Source organism: Cryptocyanus atlanticus LEGE 06306, assembly GCF_056633155.1.
Genome location: NZ_JBSJOZ010000008.1, coordinates 47,099 through 63,216 on the forward strand (window position 1 = coordinate 47,099; position 16,118 = coordinate 63,216).

At 71.4% G+C, this 16,118-nt stretch carries 15 protein-coding genes; 8 read left to right on the forward strand and 7 right to left on the reverse strand.

What is annotated here, in order from left to right; translation table 11 throughout:
• Positions 1-25: 25 nt before the first annotated feature.
• From ACWJI7_RS09775 to pgeF, 3 genes are read left to right on the forward strand one after another with little or no spacing between them, the layout of a single operon-like run.
• Positions 26-1,279 carry a S1 RNA-binding domain-containing protein gene (locus tag ACWJI7_RS09775; RefSeq protein ID WP_479937530.1) on the forward strand — a complete coding sequence of 418 codons (1,254 nt, stop codon included), beginning with the start codon at positions 26-28 and terminating at the stop codon, positions 1,277-1,279.
• Positions 1,276-2,175 carry a Tab2 family RNA-binding protein gene (locus ACWJI7_RS09780; RefSeq protein ID WP_479937532.1) on the forward strand — a complete coding sequence of 300 codons (900 nt, stop codon included), beginning with the start codon at positions 1,276-1,278 and terminating at the stop codon, positions 2,173-2,175. Before ACWJI7_RS09775 ends, ACWJI7_RS09780 begins: the two co-directional genes overlap by 4 nt.
• Before the next feature lie 16 nt (positions 2,176-2,191).
• Positions 2,192-2,992, forward strand: a complete 801-nt coding sequence (gene pgeF / locus ACWJI7_RS09785) for a peptidoglycan editing factor PgeF (RefSeq protein ID WP_479937534.1) — start codon at positions 2,192-2,194, stop codon at positions 2,990-2,992.
• Between the two features lie 6 nt (positions 2,993-2,998).
• On the opposite strand, the gene ACWJI7_RS09790 is transcribed toward pgeF, so the two are convergent.
• A complete protein-coding gene (locus ACWJI7_RS09790) occupies positions 2,999-4,693 on the reverse strand; it encodes an NAD(P)/FAD-dependent oxidoreductase (protein ID WP_479937535.1) in 1,695 nt (564 codons plus the stop codon).
• Positions 4,694-4,812: 119 nt separating this feature from the next.
• On the opposite strand from ACWJI7_RS09790, the gene ACWJI7_RS09795 reads away from it, so the two are divergent.
• On the forward strand, positions 4,813-4,959 hold the full coding sequence (locus tag ACWJI7_RS09795; protein WP_479937536.1) for a hypothetical protein: 147 nt from the start codon (positions 4,813-4,815) through the stop codon (positions 4,957-4,959).
• On the opposite strand, the gene ppsA is transcribed toward ACWJI7_RS09795, so the two are convergent.
• The gene (ppsA, locus tag ACWJI7_RS09800; RefSeq protein ID WP_479937538.1) at positions 4,929-7,373 is read right to left on the reverse strand and encodes a phosphoenolpyruvate synthase; all 2,445 of its coding nucleotides are present in this window, start codon (positions 7,371-7,373) and stop codon (positions 4,929-4,931) included. The genes ACWJI7_RS09795 and ppsA overlap by 31 nt on opposite strands.
• Positions 7,374-7,400: 27 nt before the next feature.
• Positions 7,401-8,549 carry an ABC transporter substrate-binding protein gene (locus tag ACWJI7_RS09805; protein WP_479937539.1) on the reverse strand — a complete coding sequence of 383 codons (1,149 nt, stop codon included), beginning with the start codon at positions 8,547-8,549 and terminating at the stop codon, positions 7,401-7,403.
• Between the two features lie 74 nt (positions 8,550-8,623).
• On the opposite strand from ACWJI7_RS09805, the gene ACWJI7_RS09810 reads away from it, so the two are divergent.
• Complete coding sequence (locus tag ACWJI7_RS09810) at positions 8,624-9,403, forward strand: hypothetical protein (RefSeq protein ID WP_479937541.1); 780 nt, start codon at positions 8,624-8,626, stop codon at positions 9,401-9,403.
• A gap of 38 nt (positions 9,404-9,441) precedes the next feature.
• Here ACWJI7_RS09810 and ACWJI7_RS09815 read toward each other — a convergent pair whose 3' ends face one another.
• The 4 genes from ACWJI7_RS09815 to hemH all read right to left on the reverse strand — a co-directional run bounded on the left by ACWJI7_RS09815 (position 9,442) and on the right by hemH (position 13,284).
• Positions 9,442-9,714: a GIVxVP protein gene (locus ACWJI7_RS09815; RefSeq protein ID WP_479937543.1), complete on the reverse strand. Its 273-nt coding sequence runs from the start codon at positions 9,712-9,714 to the stop codon at positions 9,442-9,444.
• The gene (locus ACWJI7_RS09820; protein WP_479937544.1) at positions 9,711-10,118 is read right to left on the reverse strand and encodes a hypothetical protein; all 408 of its coding nucleotides are present in this window, start codon (positions 10,116-10,118) and stop codon (positions 9,711-9,713) included. Before ACWJI7_RS09820 ends, ACWJI7_RS09815 begins: the two co-directional genes overlap by 4 nt.
• A complete protein-coding gene (gene ilvB, locus ACWJI7_RS09825; protein ID WP_479937659.1) occupies positions 10,100-11,872 on the reverse strand; it encodes a biosynthetic-type acetolactate synthase large subunit in 1,773 nt (590 codons plus the stop codon). The genes ACWJI7_RS09820 and ilvB overlap by 19 nt, the downstream gene beginning before the upstream one ends.
• Before the next feature lie 236 nt (positions 11,873-12,108).
• Positions 12,109-13,284, reverse strand: coding sequence for a ferrochelatase (gene hemH / locus ACWJI7_RS09830; protein WP_479937546.1), 1,176 nt, complete (start codon positions 13,282-13,284; stop codon positions 12,109-12,111).
• 107 nt (positions 13,285-13,391) lie between these two features.
• On the opposite strand from hemH, the gene ACWJI7_RS09835 reads away from it, so the two are divergent.
• The 3 genes from ACWJI7_RS09835 (at position 13,392) to pyrH (ending at position 16,107) form a co-directional block, all read left to right on the forward strand.
• Positions 13,392-14,591, forward strand: a complete 1,200-nt coding sequence (locus tag ACWJI7_RS09835) for a site-specific integrase (protein ID WP_479937547.1) — start codon at positions 13,392-13,394, stop codon at positions 14,589-14,591.
• A 40-nt stretch (positions 14,592-14,631) separates the two neighbouring features.
• The gene (cobO, locus tag ACWJI7_RS09840) at positions 14,632-15,327 is read left to right on the forward strand and encodes a cob(I)yrinic acid a,c-diamide adenosyltransferase (RefSeq protein ID WP_479937548.1); all 696 of its coding nucleotides are present in this window, start codon (positions 14,632-14,634) and stop codon (positions 15,325-15,327) included.
• A gap of 66 nt (positions 15,328-15,393) precedes the next feature.
• The gene (pyrH, locus tag ACWJI7_RS09845) at positions 15,394-16,107 is read left to right on the forward strand and encodes a UMP kinase (RefSeq protein ID WP_479937550.1); all 714 of its coding nucleotides are present in this window, start codon (positions 15,394-15,396) and stop codon (positions 16,105-16,107) included.
• The last annotated feature ends 11 nt before the right edge of the window (positions 16,108-16,118 follow it).

Sequence of the window (16,118 nt, forward strand, 5' to 3'; positions counted from 1 at the left end):
GTGGGGCTGTCGGTTCCCCTGGGTCATGGCCGGTTCGCAGCGTCCCGTACCCCCGGCCGGTCCCAGATCCCAGCCGACCCCTCCGCAGGCCGCGGCGGCGCCGCGCAAGCCACCCCAGCTGATGTACCTCAGCCGCAAGGAGGAGGAACCGGCCGCGGCTCCGGCCGCCGCCGACCCCTCCCCCAGCCGCCCCTCCCGGGCTCCCGAGCCGGGAGCACCCCGTTCCCCCGCGGTGTCGCCCTCCTCCCCCCTGGCCCCCGACGAGGACCGCTTCGAGACGGCCAGCCTGGAGGGGATGAGCATGGCCGATCTGCTCGGCCCCGCCCGGGGGCGCGGAGCCGCCGCGGCGCCGGCAGCGGCCCCGGCACCCAGGACCGAGCGCACCGTCGACGACTTTGATTTCGATGAGGACGCCTTCCTCGCCGCCCTCGAGGAGAACGAGCCGGTGGGCGCCACCGGCGAGGTGGTGCGCGGCATCGTGATCGGGGCCGAGAGCGATGGGGTCTACGTGGACATCGGCGGCAAGGCTCCGGGGTTCATGCCCAAGAAGGAGGCCGGCCTCGGGGTGATCATCAACCTCAAGGAGCGGTTTCCGAAGGGACTGCCGGTGGAGGTGCTGGTCACCCGCGAGCAGAACGCCGACGGCATGGTCACCGTGAGCGCCCGGGCCCTGGCCCTGCGCCACAGCTGGGACAAGGTGAAACAGCTCGAATCCACCGCCGCGGTGGTGCAGGTCACGGTGAGTGGTTTCAACCGTGGGGGCGTCACCTGCGAGCTCGAGGGTCTGCGGGGCTTCATCCCCCGCTCCCAGCTCCAGGAGGGTGAGAACCATGAGGCCCTCGTCGGCAAGAGCCTGGGCGTCACCTTCCTGGAGGTGAACCCCGAGACGCGCAAGCTGGTGCTGTCCGAGAAGCGGGCCGCCTCGGCGGCGCTCTTCTCCCGGCTGGAGGTGGGGCAGCTCGTGGACGGCCAGGTGGCGGCGGTCAAGCCCTATGGCTATTTCATCGATCTGGGCGGTGTCAGCGGCCTGCTGCACCACTCCAGCGTCACCGGCGGCCCGCTGCGGGATCTGCGCGAGCTGTTCGCCCCGGGTGATCGGGTTCGGGCACTCGTCACCCGGATCGACCCGGGCCGCGGACGCATCGGACTCAACACCGCCCTGCTGGAGCGGGAGGCCGGCGAGCTGCTGATCGCCCGGGACACCGTGTTCGCCCAGGCGGAGGAACGCGCCGAGAAGGCCCGCGTCGTCCTGCGCCAGCAGGAGCAGGAGGCCGGATGAGCCAGGCCGCCCCCCCCCGCCGTGGCGCCGAACGGGCGGCCGACTGGGAGCTCGACTACTTCTCCCGCCCCGTCCTGGAGGACGACGGCAAGAAGCGCTGGGAGCTGTTGATCTGCTCCACCCCACCCTTCGAACCCGGCGCCGCCTCCTTCCGCTGGGCCCGCACCTGCCCGGCCACGAGCGTCAATTCCGTCTGGCTCCAGGGTGCCCTCGGCGAGGCCCTCGAGGCGGCGGCCAGCCAGGGGTTCGCCCCCCCCCGCCGCCTGCGCTGCTGGCGGGCCACGATGCGCGCGATGGTACAGCGCGCCGCCGAGGCGATCGGCCTGGAGGTGGTGCCGAGCCGCCGGTGCTACGCCCTGGCCGAGTGGCTCCAGGAGCGGGAGCGGGAGGTGTATCCCGCGGAAGCCGGATACCTGGCCGGTCCGCTGGCGCCGCCCCCCCAGCCCCTGCAGGCGCTGGCGGTCCCCCTTCCCGAGGCGGCCCGGGGCGACCGCTGGAGCTGGGCCTCCCTGCCGATCGCGGCCCTGGCCGAGGCGGCTGACTGGGAGATCGGCTTTGAGGGTCTGGTGCCGATCCCGCCCGGGCTGGCTCCGGATCTGCTCGTCCCCGGCCTCCGTCTGTTCGGCGGCCCCCGGGCCCTGGCGATCGCCGGCTGGATGGCTGGCCTTGAACCCACCCGCCTGCGGATCGAGGCCGCTGCCCTGGTGCTGGAGGCCGGGCTGGAGGATCGCTGGCTGCTGGCGAATCTCGAGCCAGCCGAGGCGGCCGGCGTCTCCGAGGCTTTCACGGCGGCCCGGCAGCTGGGTGCGGGGCTCCAGTTCCTGGCGATCAGCGCCGATGAAGACTCGGAGCGTTTCGACGGCTTCTGGCTGCTGCGCGATCTGCCGGACGCCTGAGCCCCGACCCCTCCCCATGGCCGACGCCGTCGATCCCCCCTTCGATCGCCCCGATCTGGGCTTCAATCACCTCGAAGGGTGGACCTGGATCGGGAGCTACGGGGGGTACCACCTGCAGGCCGACCTGCTGGAAGGCTTCGAGCACGGGTTCTTCACTCGGCAGTGGAGTGGCCGCGGACCTGAGCAGCTGGCCGGGACCCTGAGCGCCGGGGTCTCGGTCCATCGCACCCGGCAGGTCCACAGCTCCCGGGTGATCGCGGCGGGGGCGGCGGCGGAGCCCTGGCCGGAGGCCGATGGCCTCGTCAGCGATGCGGGGGGACAGTCCCTCTGGGTCTGCGGTGCCGACTGCACGCCCGTTCTGATCGCCGATCCGGCCAGCGGCCGGGCGGCGGCCTGCCATGCCGGCTGGCGTGGGGTGGCGGGGCGGATCGTGCCGGCGGCGATTCGGCGGATGGAGCGGGCCGGCTGCCGCCGGGCCGATCTGCGCCTGGCGCTCGGCCCGGCCGTGGCGGGTGCCGCCTATCCAGTGGGGGCCCAGGTGGCGCTCCAGGTGGCGGCCAGCCTGGGTGGCGAGGCCGCCGCCGATCCCCTGGATCCGCTCCGCCGTCGCGGCGCCCTGCTGGAGGATCCCCTGCCCGGGCGCCACCGCCTCGACATCCGGCTCGCCACCCGACTGCAGCTGGAGAACGAGGGTCTCGCCGCCGAGCAGATCAGCGTCTGTCCCCTCTGCACAGTGGCCGAACCCCTGCTGTTTCACTCCTGGCGCCGCGATCAGGTGAAGGCGGTCCAGTGGAGCGGCATCGTGGCTCAGGCCTGAGCCGGTTCACGCCAGCGCCGCCAGGGCCACGGCTTCGGCCACCTTGATGCCGTCGATGGCGGCCGAGAGGATGCCGCCGGCATAGCCGGCCCCTTCCCCCGCCGGAAACAGCCCGCGGGTGTTGATGCTCTGCAGGTCGGCGCCGCGGGGCAGGCGTACGGGGGATGAGGTGCGGGTCTCCACACCGGTGAGCAGGGCCTCCGCCAGGGCGAAGCCGGGAATCGAGCCCTCGAAGGCGGGGAGGGCCTCGCGGATCGCCTCGGTGGCAAAGGCCGGCAGGCAGGCGCTCAGATCGGCCGGTCTCACCCCCGGGGCATAGGAGGGCTGGAGGCCGCCCGGCCCGCTGGAGCTGTCGGTGCCCTGGAGGAAGGCCCCGACGCGCTGGACCGGAGCCAGATAGGTGCCGCCACCGAGGGCGAAGGCCTTCGCCTCCCAGTGGCGCTGGAACGCGACCCCGGCCAGCGGATCATCGGGGCCGTCGCCATAGGGGGCCAGATCGGCCGGATCGAGCCCCACCACGATGCCGCTGTTGGCGTTGCGTTCGTTGCGGGAATGCTGGCTCATGCCGTTGGTCACCAGGTGGCCCGCCTCCGAGGCGGCGGCCACCACCAGGCCGCCCGGGCACATGCAGAAGCTGTAGACGGTGCGGCCGTTGCCGGCGTGGTGGACCAGCTTGTACTCGGCGGGTCCCAGCCGCGGGTGGCCGGCCTGGGCGCCCCAGCGGGCGCGATCGATCAACACCTGGGGATGCTCGATCCGCAGGCCGATCGAGAACGGCTTCGGCTCGATCGTCACCCCCTGGCGGCGCAGCATGGCGAAGCTGTCCCGGGCGCTGTGGCCCACCGCCAGCACCACCTGCTCGGCGGCGAGCCGGGTTCCGTCGGCCAGGATCACGCCGGTGACGCGCCGCTCCCGGTGAGCGCGATCCGCCTCCCCAGCCCCGTCCGGCCCATGCTCGCCGGGGTCCGGGCCCGCGATCTCCAGGCTCTCGACCTTGCTGTGGAACCGGATCTCGCCCCCCAGGGCTTCGATCCGGGCCCGCAGGCCCCGAACCACCGTGGCCAGCTTGAAGGTGCCGATGTGGGGCCGGTGCAGGGTGAGGATCTCGGGGTTGGCCCCGCAGACCACCAGCTCCTCCAGCACCTTGCGGCCCAGGTGGCGGGGGTCGCGCACCTGGCTGTAGAGCTTGCCGTCGGAGAAGGTGCCGGCACCGCCCTCACCGAACTGCACGTTCGATTCCGGGTCGAAGGGTCGCTGGCCGCGCCAGAAACCGAAGGTGTCGGCGGTGCGCTCCTTCACCGGCTTGCCGCGCTCGAGCAGCAGCGGCCGGAACCCCATCTGGGCCAGGACGAGGGCGGCGAAGTAGCCGCAGGGTCCGGCCCCGACCACGATCGGCCGGGGCCGCACCGCCAGGGCGGCCGGATTCGGCGCCCGGGCCACGAAGCGGTAAGTGGTGTCCGGAGAGGGCCGCAGGTGGGGGTCCTGCCGGAACCGGCGCAGCACGGCGGCTTCATCGCGCAGCTCCAGATCGACCCCGTAGCAGAACACGATCGCGTCCCGGCGGCGGGCGTCGATGCTGCGGCGGGCCACCTCCAGGCCGACCAGGGCCTCGGGCCGGAGCTGGAGGCGCCGCAGCACGGCCTGGCGCAGGTCGTCCGGAGTGTGATCGAGAGGGAGCTTGAGTTCGCTCAGCCGCAGCACGTGCCTGCCTCTCCGCCGCAGCGGGGTGTCGCTTCCGCCTCATTCCAGCAGCCGGCCCCCAGCGGCGGCGCCGGACTGTCAGGCTGGCGGAAGCTGATGCCGCCACGGCACCCCTTCCCATGGGTCTGGCCCACTGCCCTCTCTGCATCGGCCTGGCGGTGCTGAGCGCCGTTCGATCCGGTTCCCTGGCTCTGCTGCTCTGGAGGCTGCTGCGGCCCCGGCCGGATGGGGGCTGCTATGCCCTGACCTGCCGCTCGGCGGTCTGAACACCGGGGCCGGCCTCCGCATCCGTTTCGGCCTCGATCGCCGCGACGGCCAGGCGTGTGGCGATCACGGCATCGGGGTTGAGGCAGATCGAGTCGATCCCTTCGCTCACCAGGAAACGGGCGAAGTCGGGATGGTCGCTCGGGGCCTGACCGCAGAGGCCGATCGGGCGGCCGCAGCGGTGGGCGGTGCGGATCGCCAGCTGGATCATGGCCTTGACGGTGGCATGGCGCTCATCGAACAGCTCCGCCACCAGGGCGGAATCGCGATCGAGACCGAGGGTCAGCTGGGTCAGATCGTTACTGCCGATCGAGAAGCCGTCAAACCGCTGGGCGAAGGCCTCCAGGCCGATCACGTTGCTGGGCAGCTCGCACATGACGTCGACCCGCAGGCCGTTCGCCCCCCGCACCAGCCCCTGGCGGGCCATTTCGGCCAGCACCCGGTCGCCCTCCTCCGGGGTGCGGCAGAAGGGCACCATCGGGATCACGTTGGTGAGCCCCATCGTCTCCCGCACCCGGCGCAGGGCCCGGCATTCCAGGGCGAAGGCGCCGCGGAACTCCGCCGAGGTGTAGCGGGAGGCGCCACGCCAGCCCAGCATCGGGTTCTCCTCCCTGGGCTCGAAGTTCCCCCCCCCCAGCAGCCGGGCGTATTCGTTGCTCTTGAAGTCGGAGAAGCGCAGGGTCACCGGCCGGGGGTAGAAGGCGGCGGCGATCCGCCCCATGCCCTGGGCCAGCAGATCCACGTAGTACTCGGCCGGGTGGGGGTAGGCGGCGGTGAGCGCGGCGATCGCTTCCCGCTCGGCTGGGTCAACGACCCGCTCCGGGTGCAGCAACGCCAGGGGATGGACCTTGATCTGGTTGGCGATGATGAACTCCAGACGGGCCAACCCCACCCCGTCGCAGGGAATGGCGGCCAGCCGGAAGGCTTCCTCCGGCCGGCCCACATGCATCAGGATCCGGGTGCGGGTGGCCGGCAGATCGGCCAGCTCCCGCTCCTCCAGGTGGAAGGGGAGCAGCCCCCGGTAGACCCGCCCTTCATCGCCTTCGCAGCAGCTGGCGGTGATCGGTTCCCCGTCGCTCAGGCGGCCGGTGGCGTCCCCGCAGCCCACGATCGCGGTGAGCCCCATCTCGCGGGCGATGATCGCCGCGTGGCAGGTGCGACCCCCCTGGTCGGTGATCACCCCGCGGGCCTTCTTCAGGATCGGCTCCCAGTCGGGATCGGTGCGTTCGGTCACGAGCAGATCCCCGTTCTCGAAGCGGTCGATCTCGGCGGCTGAGGCGATCACCCGGGCCCGTCCGCTGCACACCGAGGCGCCGACGGCCCGGCCGCGCAGGATCGGCTCCTCGGCAGGGGGGTCCAGATGCCAGCGGCGCAGCACCGTGGCCGAGCGGCGGGATTCCACGGTTTCGGGCCTGGCCTGCAGGATGAACAGCTCGCCGCTGTCGCCGTCGCGGGCCCACTCGATGTCCATCGGGGTGGGGAGGCCCCGCCGGCTGCTCGTGTGCGCTTCGATCCGGCAGGCCCAGCGGGCCAGGGTGAGGGCCTCGTCGTCGCGGAGGGCGAAGCGCCGCCGTTCCTTCTCCGGCACCGGTTCGTTGCGGGTGCCCCCATCGGCATTGACCAGGCGGATCGCCTTGCTGCCCAGGCGACGGCCCACGATCGGCTGGAATCCCTGCAGCAGGGTGGGCTTGAAGACCAGCAGCTCGTCCGGATTCACCACGCCCTGGACCACGTTCTCCCCCAGGCCGTAGGCGGCGGTGATCAGCACGGCGTCGCGGAACCCGCTCTCGGTGTCGAGGGTGAAGATCACCCCCGAGGCGCCGGTGTCGGCGCGGACCATGCGCTGCACCCCGATCGAGAGCGCCACCTCCAGCTGGTCGTAGCCGTGCCGCTGGCGGTAGGAGATGGCCCGGTCAGTGAACAGGGACGCATAACAGTTGCGGCAGGCCTCGAGCAGCGCCGCCTCCCCCCGGACGTTGAGATAGGTCTCCTGCTGTCCGGCGAAGCTGGCCTCGGGGAGGTCCTCGGCGGTGGCGCTCGAGCGCACCGCCACCGCCGGCTCCCCCAGGTTCCGGTAGGCCGTGAGGATGGCCTCCTCCAGCTCCGGGGGCAGGGGGGCGTTCCGCAGCAGCTGGCGCGCCGCCTCTCCCGCCGCCTGCAGGGCCCCCAGATCGGTGCCGTCGAGGCCCTCCAGCAGCTGCCGCAGGGGCCCCTCCAGGGCCTGGCGGCTGAGCAGGAGGCGATAGGCGGCGGCGGTGGTGGCGAATCCACCGGGCACCCGCACCCCGCTGGCGGCCAGCTCCCGGATCATCTCCCCCAGGGAGGCGTTCTTGCCACCCACCACGGCGATGGCTTCCAGCCCGACCGAGTCCAGCGGTCGGACGAGCTCAGCGGGATGGACCGGATCCGGACCCATGCGGGTCGCCGCAACGCCCCCTGCAGCCTAGGGAGCCCCACCGGAGGCGGCCGCCCCCGTAACGGGGGTGAGACGCAATTCTCCGCTGGGGGGGACTCCGGGGCTGAGATCCAGCCGGCTGGCCGCCCCCTTGAGGGCCAGCCGCTCCCCGGCCCGCCTGGCCTTCAGGGCCGGGCAGAGCTCCAGGGTCTTGGCCTTGGGATCCAGCCAGTCCAGATCCCAGAAGCGGCGGGGAACCGTTCCCTGGGAGGCCACTGCCACCAACTGGCCGGTGTCATATCCGGCGGCCTCCACCAGGCCCGGCGCCGCGCCGTAGGCCCGCTCGAACGCCTGCTCGAACCGGGACCAGCCGGGGCCACGGCTGAGCGGGTCCACGCCGAGCTGGGCGTTGGGCAGCGGATCACGGACGGGGAAGGGCCAGACCAGGGTCAGGTCAGTCGGCAGCTCCAGCTGGCTCACCGCCTCGGCCAGGGGGCTCCGGGGCGTGGTCATCACCACCAGGGCCGCTGGGGAGTACCAGTTCACGTCGTCCCGGAGCTGCTCCAGGGCCGCCGCATCGGGATCGAGGATCGCCTCGGGGTCGTTGGTGGGACCCACCACCCAGCCCCCCTCCCCACCGATCGTCTCCACGAACCGATCGGCCAGGGCGGCGTCCTCGCTGCCGCCGTCATGGATGACCATCACCTTGGTGCGCCCCTGTTCGATCAGACCGCGGGCCAGCCGATCGGCCTCCTGGCTCCGGGGGGGCAGCAGGGGCCAGAGCCGATCCGCCCCCAGCTGGCTGGGGAGCCGTCGCACCGAGTTGCCCCGCTGCAGGGGGAGCAGAACCTGAAGGCCGCTGCTCTCGGCCAGCTGGCCGAACGGGGCGAGCGGCACCGCGGGCGGGCCGATCAGGAGCTCGGGCAACACCGAATTCTCCAGCACCGGCAAGGGATCCTGGTCGGCCGGAAGCCAGGCCAGACGCAGGGAGGGGGGCTGCACACCGCAGGCCCTGGCGTCCTCCATGGCCAGGGCGTAGCCCCGCCGCAACCCGTCTCCCACCCCCGCGAGGATGCCCTCGGGCGGCAGCAGCATCAGAACCTGGCTGGAGAAGGGCGCACTGGCGGCCAGGCCCTGGACCCCGAGCAGGGCAGCGCCCACACCGACGCCCAGCATCCAGAGCGGACTAGTGGTCATGCCCCGTACCGTCCAGCCCGGAGACCTTAGGAGGAGGGGACGTTCCTACAGTCGAATCCCACGACGAGGCTTGCATGCAGACCAGCTCGGGTCACCGCCCGCTCCCTTCGGGGCCTGGCCGACCCTTCCTTCGGCTGGCCAGGGCGCTCGGGGTCTGCACGCTGGCGCTGGCCTCCCTGGTGCTGGCGGCTCCGGCCCTGGCCATTCCCGAGGCCGAGGCCCTGAAGAAACTCGCGGTGATTCCGGTTTTCATCCTCGCCGATTCCCAGGGTGTGCCCCTTCCCCTGGAGCGCGATCAGGCCCTGGTGCTGCCCCTATACCTGGAGCGGGTCAAGGCCGAGCAGGAGCTCGCCGCCTTCCAGAAGGCCAATCCCACTGTGAAGGCCGGTGTGCTGCCCCTGCCCCTGAACGTGGCGCTGGAGCGGGTGACGGAGCTCAACACCAAGCTGACGGACCGCAAGCTGCTCTCCCCGGTGATCTCCGGCACCCGGGAGATGGATCAGGCCAAAACCCTGCTGCGCCAGCAGGGCCTCGACGACCAGACGATCCGTGAGGGGTTGAGCCTGCCGGTGTTCTTCACCAAACCGCTGCTGACCATCAAGACCCAGGTGGGGGAGCGTGGCGTGTTCTTCTTTGATTACGCCTCGCTGGAGAACGCCCTGAAGACCGTGCCGGATCGCAGCAAACTCCAGGTGCAGGCCGCCGATTTCTCGGCGGTGATGGATCAGATCCTCAAGGAACCCAAGGACACCTTCACCTTCTATCCCACTCCGGAGTATTTCCGCCTGGTGGAGGAGGAGACCCGATCCGGGGCCCGGTCGACCGGTCCGGGCACGGGCGGCCCCAGGCCCTGAAGCACCGGCGTGGCCGAACGAGCAATGACCTGGGGCTGCTAGGGCTGCTCTCCGGCGGCCTCTTCGCCACCCTGGGCCGGCCCGGCCTCCGCCGTGCCACCGGGACCGATCTCCGGGGCGCTCTCGGGAGCGGCCTCCGGCAGCAGCTGGGTCAGCAGGCCGGTGGCCAGCAGCACGCCTCCGAGGGCCAGGGCGATCGGGCGGTTTGCCGCCGCCTCGCCCTCCAACCACAGACCTGCCGAGAGAAAGGCTCCCCCCAGCAGCAGGCTGGGAACCAGCACGATGCCCCTGGCGGTGCGGTTGATGCTCATGGTTGGGGCGGACAGCCGGCCGGGGCGATCCCCTCCGGCAGGGGCCGGGCCAGCCCGGCCTGCAGCAGACCGGTCCCCAGGTCCTCTCCGGTGGAGAGCAGGCGCACCTGGGAGAGCAGCACCCCATCGGCGCTTCCCAGGGGGCGCAGGTTCACCCGCGTGCGGCGCGGCAGCTGCTCCCGCAGCCAGTCGGCCGCTTCCACCCCATGGGCGGGCTCGACACTGACGCACCCCAGCTGCACCGCATAGCTCCGGTTTCCATCTCCCACCTGCAGGAGGACGCCGCTGCGGACCTGCATCACCTCGGCCGCTGCCACCCGGGCGGGCCAGGAGCCCAGCAGGACCGACAGCAGGATCGCCAGGACCGGGCCCAGCCGCAGGATCTTCAGAGCTTGGCGCCGCAACTGGGGCAGAACAGGTGGGCACTTTCGGTGCTGCAACCGCAGCTGGCGCACTGGCGGGTGGTGGCGATGGCCAGCTCCGGATGGCTGGGCAGCCCCACCATCTGGGCATTACTGGCGCCGGGCGGCACCATCGGATAGCAGTTCTCGCCGCGGCGGACCCGCACGTCGATCAGGGCGGGGCCGGGATGGGCCAGGGCCTCCGCCAGCTGCTCCCGCAGGGTCGCCCGTTCGGTGATGCCCACCCCACGAACCCCGAACGCTTCAGCCAGGCGGGGAAAATCAGGCATGCCGCCCATCATCTCGGAGGCCGAATAGCGCTCGCCGTAGAAGCTTTCCTGCCACTGGCGCACCATGCCCTGCCAGCCGTTGTTGATGATCACCACCTTCACGGGCAGGTCGTATTGCGAAAGGGTGCCCAGCTCCTGGATGTTCATCAGGATGCTGGCGTCGCCGGCCACGCAGACCACCTGGTCGTCCGGGAAGGCCACCTGCACCCCGAGGGCGGCGGGCAGGCCGAATCCCATCGTGCCCAGGCCGCTGCTGCTGATCCAGTGCCGCGGCGGGTTGTTCAGGAACTGGGCGGCCCACATCTGGTGCTGCCCCACGTCGGTGGTGACGAAGGCGTCGGGGACCAGGTCCCGCAGGGCCACCAGCACCTCCTGGGGGGCGATGTCGCCATCGGGGCAGGGCACCACCAGGGGATAGTGCTGTTTCCAGGTGGCGATGCGATCGAGCCAGGCCTCGGTACGGCCGCTGGCCGTCTCCCCGGCGGAGGCGGCCAGCAGGGCCTCGAGGGCCAGGCGCACATCGGAGACGATCGGCACGTCGGGCACGCGGTTCTTGCCCACCTCGGCCGCATCGATGTCGATGTGGATGACCTGGGCCCGGGGGGCGAAGCTGTCGAGCCGGCCAGTGACCCGATCATCGAAGCGGGCGCCGACGGCGATCAGCAGATCGCACTCCGTGACGGCGAAGTTGGCGTAGGCGGTGCCATGCATGCCGAGCATGCCCACCGCCAGGGAGTGGCGCTCGTCAAAGGCGCCCTTGCCCATCAGGGTGGTGGTGACCGGGAGCTGGAACCGTTCCGCCAGGCTGAGGACGGCCCCGTGGGCGCTGGAGCCCACCGCCCCTCCCCCCACGTAGAGGAGGGGTCGGCGGGCCTGCCGGATCAGCTCAAGGGCCCGTTCGATCGCTTCGTGTCGGGGCGGGGTGGGCAGCTGAAAGCCCGCCGGCACGGCGCTTCCCGGCTCGACGGGGAGGTAGTCGAACTCTTCGAGCCCCACGTCCTTGGGCACATCGATCAGCACGGGGCCGGGTCGGCCCGTGGCGGCGATCAGGAAGGCCTCGGCCACGATCCGCCCGATGTCGGCGGGATCCCGCACCACCCAGGAATGCTTCACGATCGGCAGGGTGATGCCGAAGATGTCGGTTTCCTGAAACGCGTCCGTGCCGATCGAGGCGCGGGGCACCTGGCCGGTGATGACCACCATCGGCACCGAATCCATCTGGGCGGTGGCGATGCCGGTGACCAGATTGGTGGCGCCCGGTCCGGAGGTGCCGAAGCACACCCCCACCCGGCCGGTGGCCCGGGCATAGGCATCGGCCGCGTGGGTGCCGCCCTGTTCGTGCCGCACCAGGATGTGGCGCAGCCAGCCGCGGGTCTCGGCCTTGTGGAGCGCGTCGTAAATCGGGAGGATGGCGCCGCCCGGGTAGCCGAAGATGTGGGTGACCCCATGGCGATGGAGGGCGTCCATCAGGGCATCGGCGCCGCTGATCAGGCCCTGAAGCCCCTCCTGGAGCGGGGAGCCGGAGGGCAGGGTCGTGGTGGTGCCGGGGGGCGTGGCGGCTGTGGCGGTGCTCACGCTGACACTGCTCCCGGTGGCGGTCGTCACGGCGGCTGGTCACTCAGGTGACGGAAGAATCACAGAGTAGGGGGTCGCTTCGGTGGACGGGCCCTCTGTTGCGCAGCCGTTGTCCGGGCGCCCGGGTTCTAGAGCAGGCCCATCGCATGGAGGGGGCCGCGACCGCTGATCAGCTCCAGCAGGAAGGCGGAGAAGCCCAGCATGGCCAGCCGGCCGTTCCACACCTCCGAGCTGTTGTTCCATCCCCAGGCCCACTTGTCCTGGGGGTAGAGCTTGACCTTGGTGGGCAGGGTGGCGGCCTGGTCGAGGTTCACCTCCGGGCCGGCCTGGGCGAGCTGGACCAGATCGGCGAGTCCCCGGATGAAGGTGGGGTAGGTGTCGAGGGCGGGCACCCGGCGGAAATTGGTGATTCCCGCCTCCGTGGCGATCTCCCGATACTCAATGTCGATCTCTTCGAGGGTTTCGATGTGCTCGCTCACGAAGCTGATCGGCACCACCACCAACTCCTTGACCCCGTCTTCGCCCAGGCGCACCAAGGCCTCGTCGGTGTAGGGCTTGAGCCACTCCACCGGACCGACCCGGCTCTGGTAGGCCAGGGTGTAGGGATTGGCATGGCCCAGCTGCCGCTCCAACTGCTGCATCACCAGTTCGGCGCAGGCCTGGATCTCCTTCTGGTAAGGATCTCCCGCTTCCTCCACGTAGCTCTTGGGCACGCCGTGGGCACTGAAGAAGACATGGGCGTTGCCGGGAACGTCACAGGCGTTGACGTCGGCGGCGATCAGCTCCGCCATCGCCTGGATGTAGCCGGGGTGGTCGTACCAGCTGCGGATGCAGCGGATCGGCAGCCGGCTGAAGGCCGAATCCGCCTGACGGAGACGCTGCAGTTCGCGAAAACTGGAGCCGCTGGTGCTGATCGAGAAGTGGGGGTAGAGCGGCAGCACCACCACCTCATCGACGGCGTCGGCCTTGATGTCGGCCACGGCCGATTCGGTGAACGGGTGCCAGTAGCGCATCGCCACGTAGGTGGTGGCCTGCACATCGCGCTGGCGCAGTTCGCTCTGCAGCTCCCGGGCCTGCTGCTCGGTGATCCGGCGCAGGGGGGAGCCCCCGCCGATCGAGCGGTAGGCCTGCTTGGATTTGCTGCTGCGCAGGGTGCTGATCAGCCAGGCCAACGGTTTCTGCAGGGCCGGCACCGGCAGGCGGATGATCTCCGGATCGGCGAAGAGGTTGTAGAGGAAAGGACCGACGTCCTCGATCCGCTCGGGTCCGCCGAGGTTCAGCAGCAGGACGCCGACCCTGGCCATGCCTGATCCGTTGCTTCGATTGGGCCCTGAGCGTAACGCTGCTGCCGGACCCCTGGCCGCGGGCCTCCGCCATCGATAAGGTCAGGCCTGCGAGGCGATTCGCTGCGGTGGAATCGATCGATGCCCAGTTGCGCGGCCACAATGCCCGGTTGGCCGCCGCTGGGGTGGCGCTCCGGCTGGAGCGGCGGGGGGGCCGCCTGGGGCTGCGGGGGCCGCTGCCGTGTCGCCACGGACGCGGTCACCGGGTGCAGCGCATCAGCCTGGGCCTGCCCGCCGATAACACCGGACTGAGCCAGGCCCGGCAGGAGCTCAAACGACTGCTCAGGAGCCTCCAGCAGCAGCGCTTCGACTGGAGCGACTGGGGTGGGCGGGCGGCAGGGGCCGGAGCTGTGCCCTCCGGAGCCGTGCCCCCGAGCACCCCCGCCCCGCCCAGCCCCGGGCCGGGAGCCCCGGCGCCCGGGCTCGAGCGCTTCGAACACGCCTTCTTCGCCGACCCCCGCCGCCACCGCAATCCCGCCGGCAGCCGCACCACCTGGCAGGCGGCCTACCGGCCCTATCTGCGCAAGGTGCAGGCGGCCGTCTCTGGCGGCCGGTGCCTGGAGACGGCCCTGCTCGAGCAGGTGCTGGAGAGCCACGCTCCGGCCAGCCGCAGTCGTCAGCAGTGCGGCCTCGTTCTGGCGGCCCTGGCCCGCGAGCTGGACCTTCCGCTGCCCTCCGACTGGAGCGAACGGGCCGGGGGCTACGGGCTGCATCAGAGCCGTTTCCGCCAGCTGCCCAGCGACGCGCAGGTACTGGCCCTGGTGCAGCGCATCCCCAACCCGGGCTGGCGGCTGGCCTACGGCCTGATGGCCGCCTACGGCCTGCGCAACCATGAAGTCTTCTTCTGCGACCTCGCGTCGCTGGCTCCGGGAGGAGACCGGGTGCTGCGGGTGCTCCCCACCACCAAAACGGGCGAGCATCAGGTCTGGCCGTTCCAGCCCGACTGGGTCGATCGCTTCGAGCTCCCCCGCCTTGCCTCCGGCGAGGTTCTGCCGCCGGTCTGCACCGATCTGCGCCGCACCACGCTGCAGCAGGTGGGACGGCGGGTGGCGGAGCAGTTCCGGCGCTACGGCCTGCCCCTGACCCCCTACGACCTCCGCCACGCCTGGGCCGTGCGCACGATCCATATCGGCCTGCCTGACACGGTGGCGGCCCGGATGATGGGCCATTCGGTGGCGATCCACACCCGCACCTACCACCACTGGATCACCCGGCGCGACCAGCAGCAGGCGGTGGATGCGGCCCTGGCCCGTCGACGGGATCCGTGAGCGCGGCGCCAGAGTGCTGGCGTCTCCCTGCCGCCGCTCCATGCCCGAGACGGACCCCATCAGCCCCGCCGCCACCACCGAGCGCCTGGATCTCCAGGCGGAGGAGCTCGGTCCCGGTGGCGCTCTGGCCCCCGAGAGCGATCCCGATGGCTACCGGCGCCGCATGCGCCGCCGCCAGGAGGTGCAGCGTCAGCGGGTGGGGGAGCGGACCCTGGAGAAGGGTCTGGTGCTGGTCTTCACCGGCGACGGCAAGGGCAAGACCACCGCGGCCCTGGGTCTGGCCCTGCGCACCCTGGGCCACGGCGAGTCGGTGGCGGTGGTGCAGTTCATCAAGGGGGGCTGGCAGCCGGGGGAGGCCAGGGCGCTGGAGCTCTTCGGTGAGGCGCTGGTGTGGCATGCCCTGGGGGAAGGGTTCACCTGGGAGACCCAGGACCGGGACCGTGACCGGGAGCTGGTGCAGGCGGCCTGGCAGCGCTCGCTGACCTACCTGGCCGACGGGGAGCGCCGGCTGGTGGTGCTCGATGAGGTCAATGTGGCCCTCAAGCTGGGCTATCTGGAGGTGGAGCAGGTGCTGGAAGGGCTCTCCCTGCGCCCGCCGCTCACCCACGTGGCCCTGACCGGACGGGGCGCCCCGCCCGCCCTGCTGGAGCGGGCCGACCTGGTCACGGAGATGCGTCTGGTGCGCCATCCCTTCCGGGAGCAGGGGGTGAAGGCCCAGGCCGGCATCGAATTCTGAGGCCCGGACCCCCGCAGGGGTGCTTGCTACTCTGCCGCCGACCGAGTTCGCCGCGTCCCGAATCCGATGGCCTACCGGCGTGTCCTGCTCAAACTCAGCGGCGAGGCGCTGATGGGGGATCAGGGCTACGGCATCGACCCCGCCATCGTCAAGGCGATCGCCGACGACGTGGCCGCCGTGGTGGCCGCCGGCACCGAGCTGGCGATCGTGGTGGGGGGCGGCAACATCTTCCGGGGCCTGAAGGGCTCCTCCGCCGGGATGGACCGGGCCACGGCCGATTACGTCGGCATGCTGGCCACGGTGATGAATGCCATCTCCCTGCAGGACGCCCTCGAGCGCGTCGGTGTGCCCACCCGGGTGCAGACCGCGATCGGGATGCAGGAGATCGCCGAGCCCTACATCCGCCGGCGGGCCATCCGCCACCTGGAGAAGGGCCGCGTCGTGGTGTTCGGGGCCGGCTGCGGCAATCCCTTCTTCACCACTGACACCACCGCCGCCCTGCGGGCCGCCGAGATCAATGCCGAGGTGGTTCTCAAGGCCACCAAGGTGGATGGCGTCTATGACAAGGATCCGGCTCGCCACGTCGAGGCCGTCCGCTATGAGCACCTCACCTTCCAGGATGTTCTCAGCGGCGAACTGGCGGTGATGGACAGCACGGCCATCGCCCTGTGCAAGGACAACGCCATTCCGATCGTGGTCTTCGACCTGTTCGGCCCCGGCAACATCGGCCGGGCCGTGGCCGGTGATCCGATCGGCACCCGCATCACCCCCGCCGGCTGACCCCGGAGTCT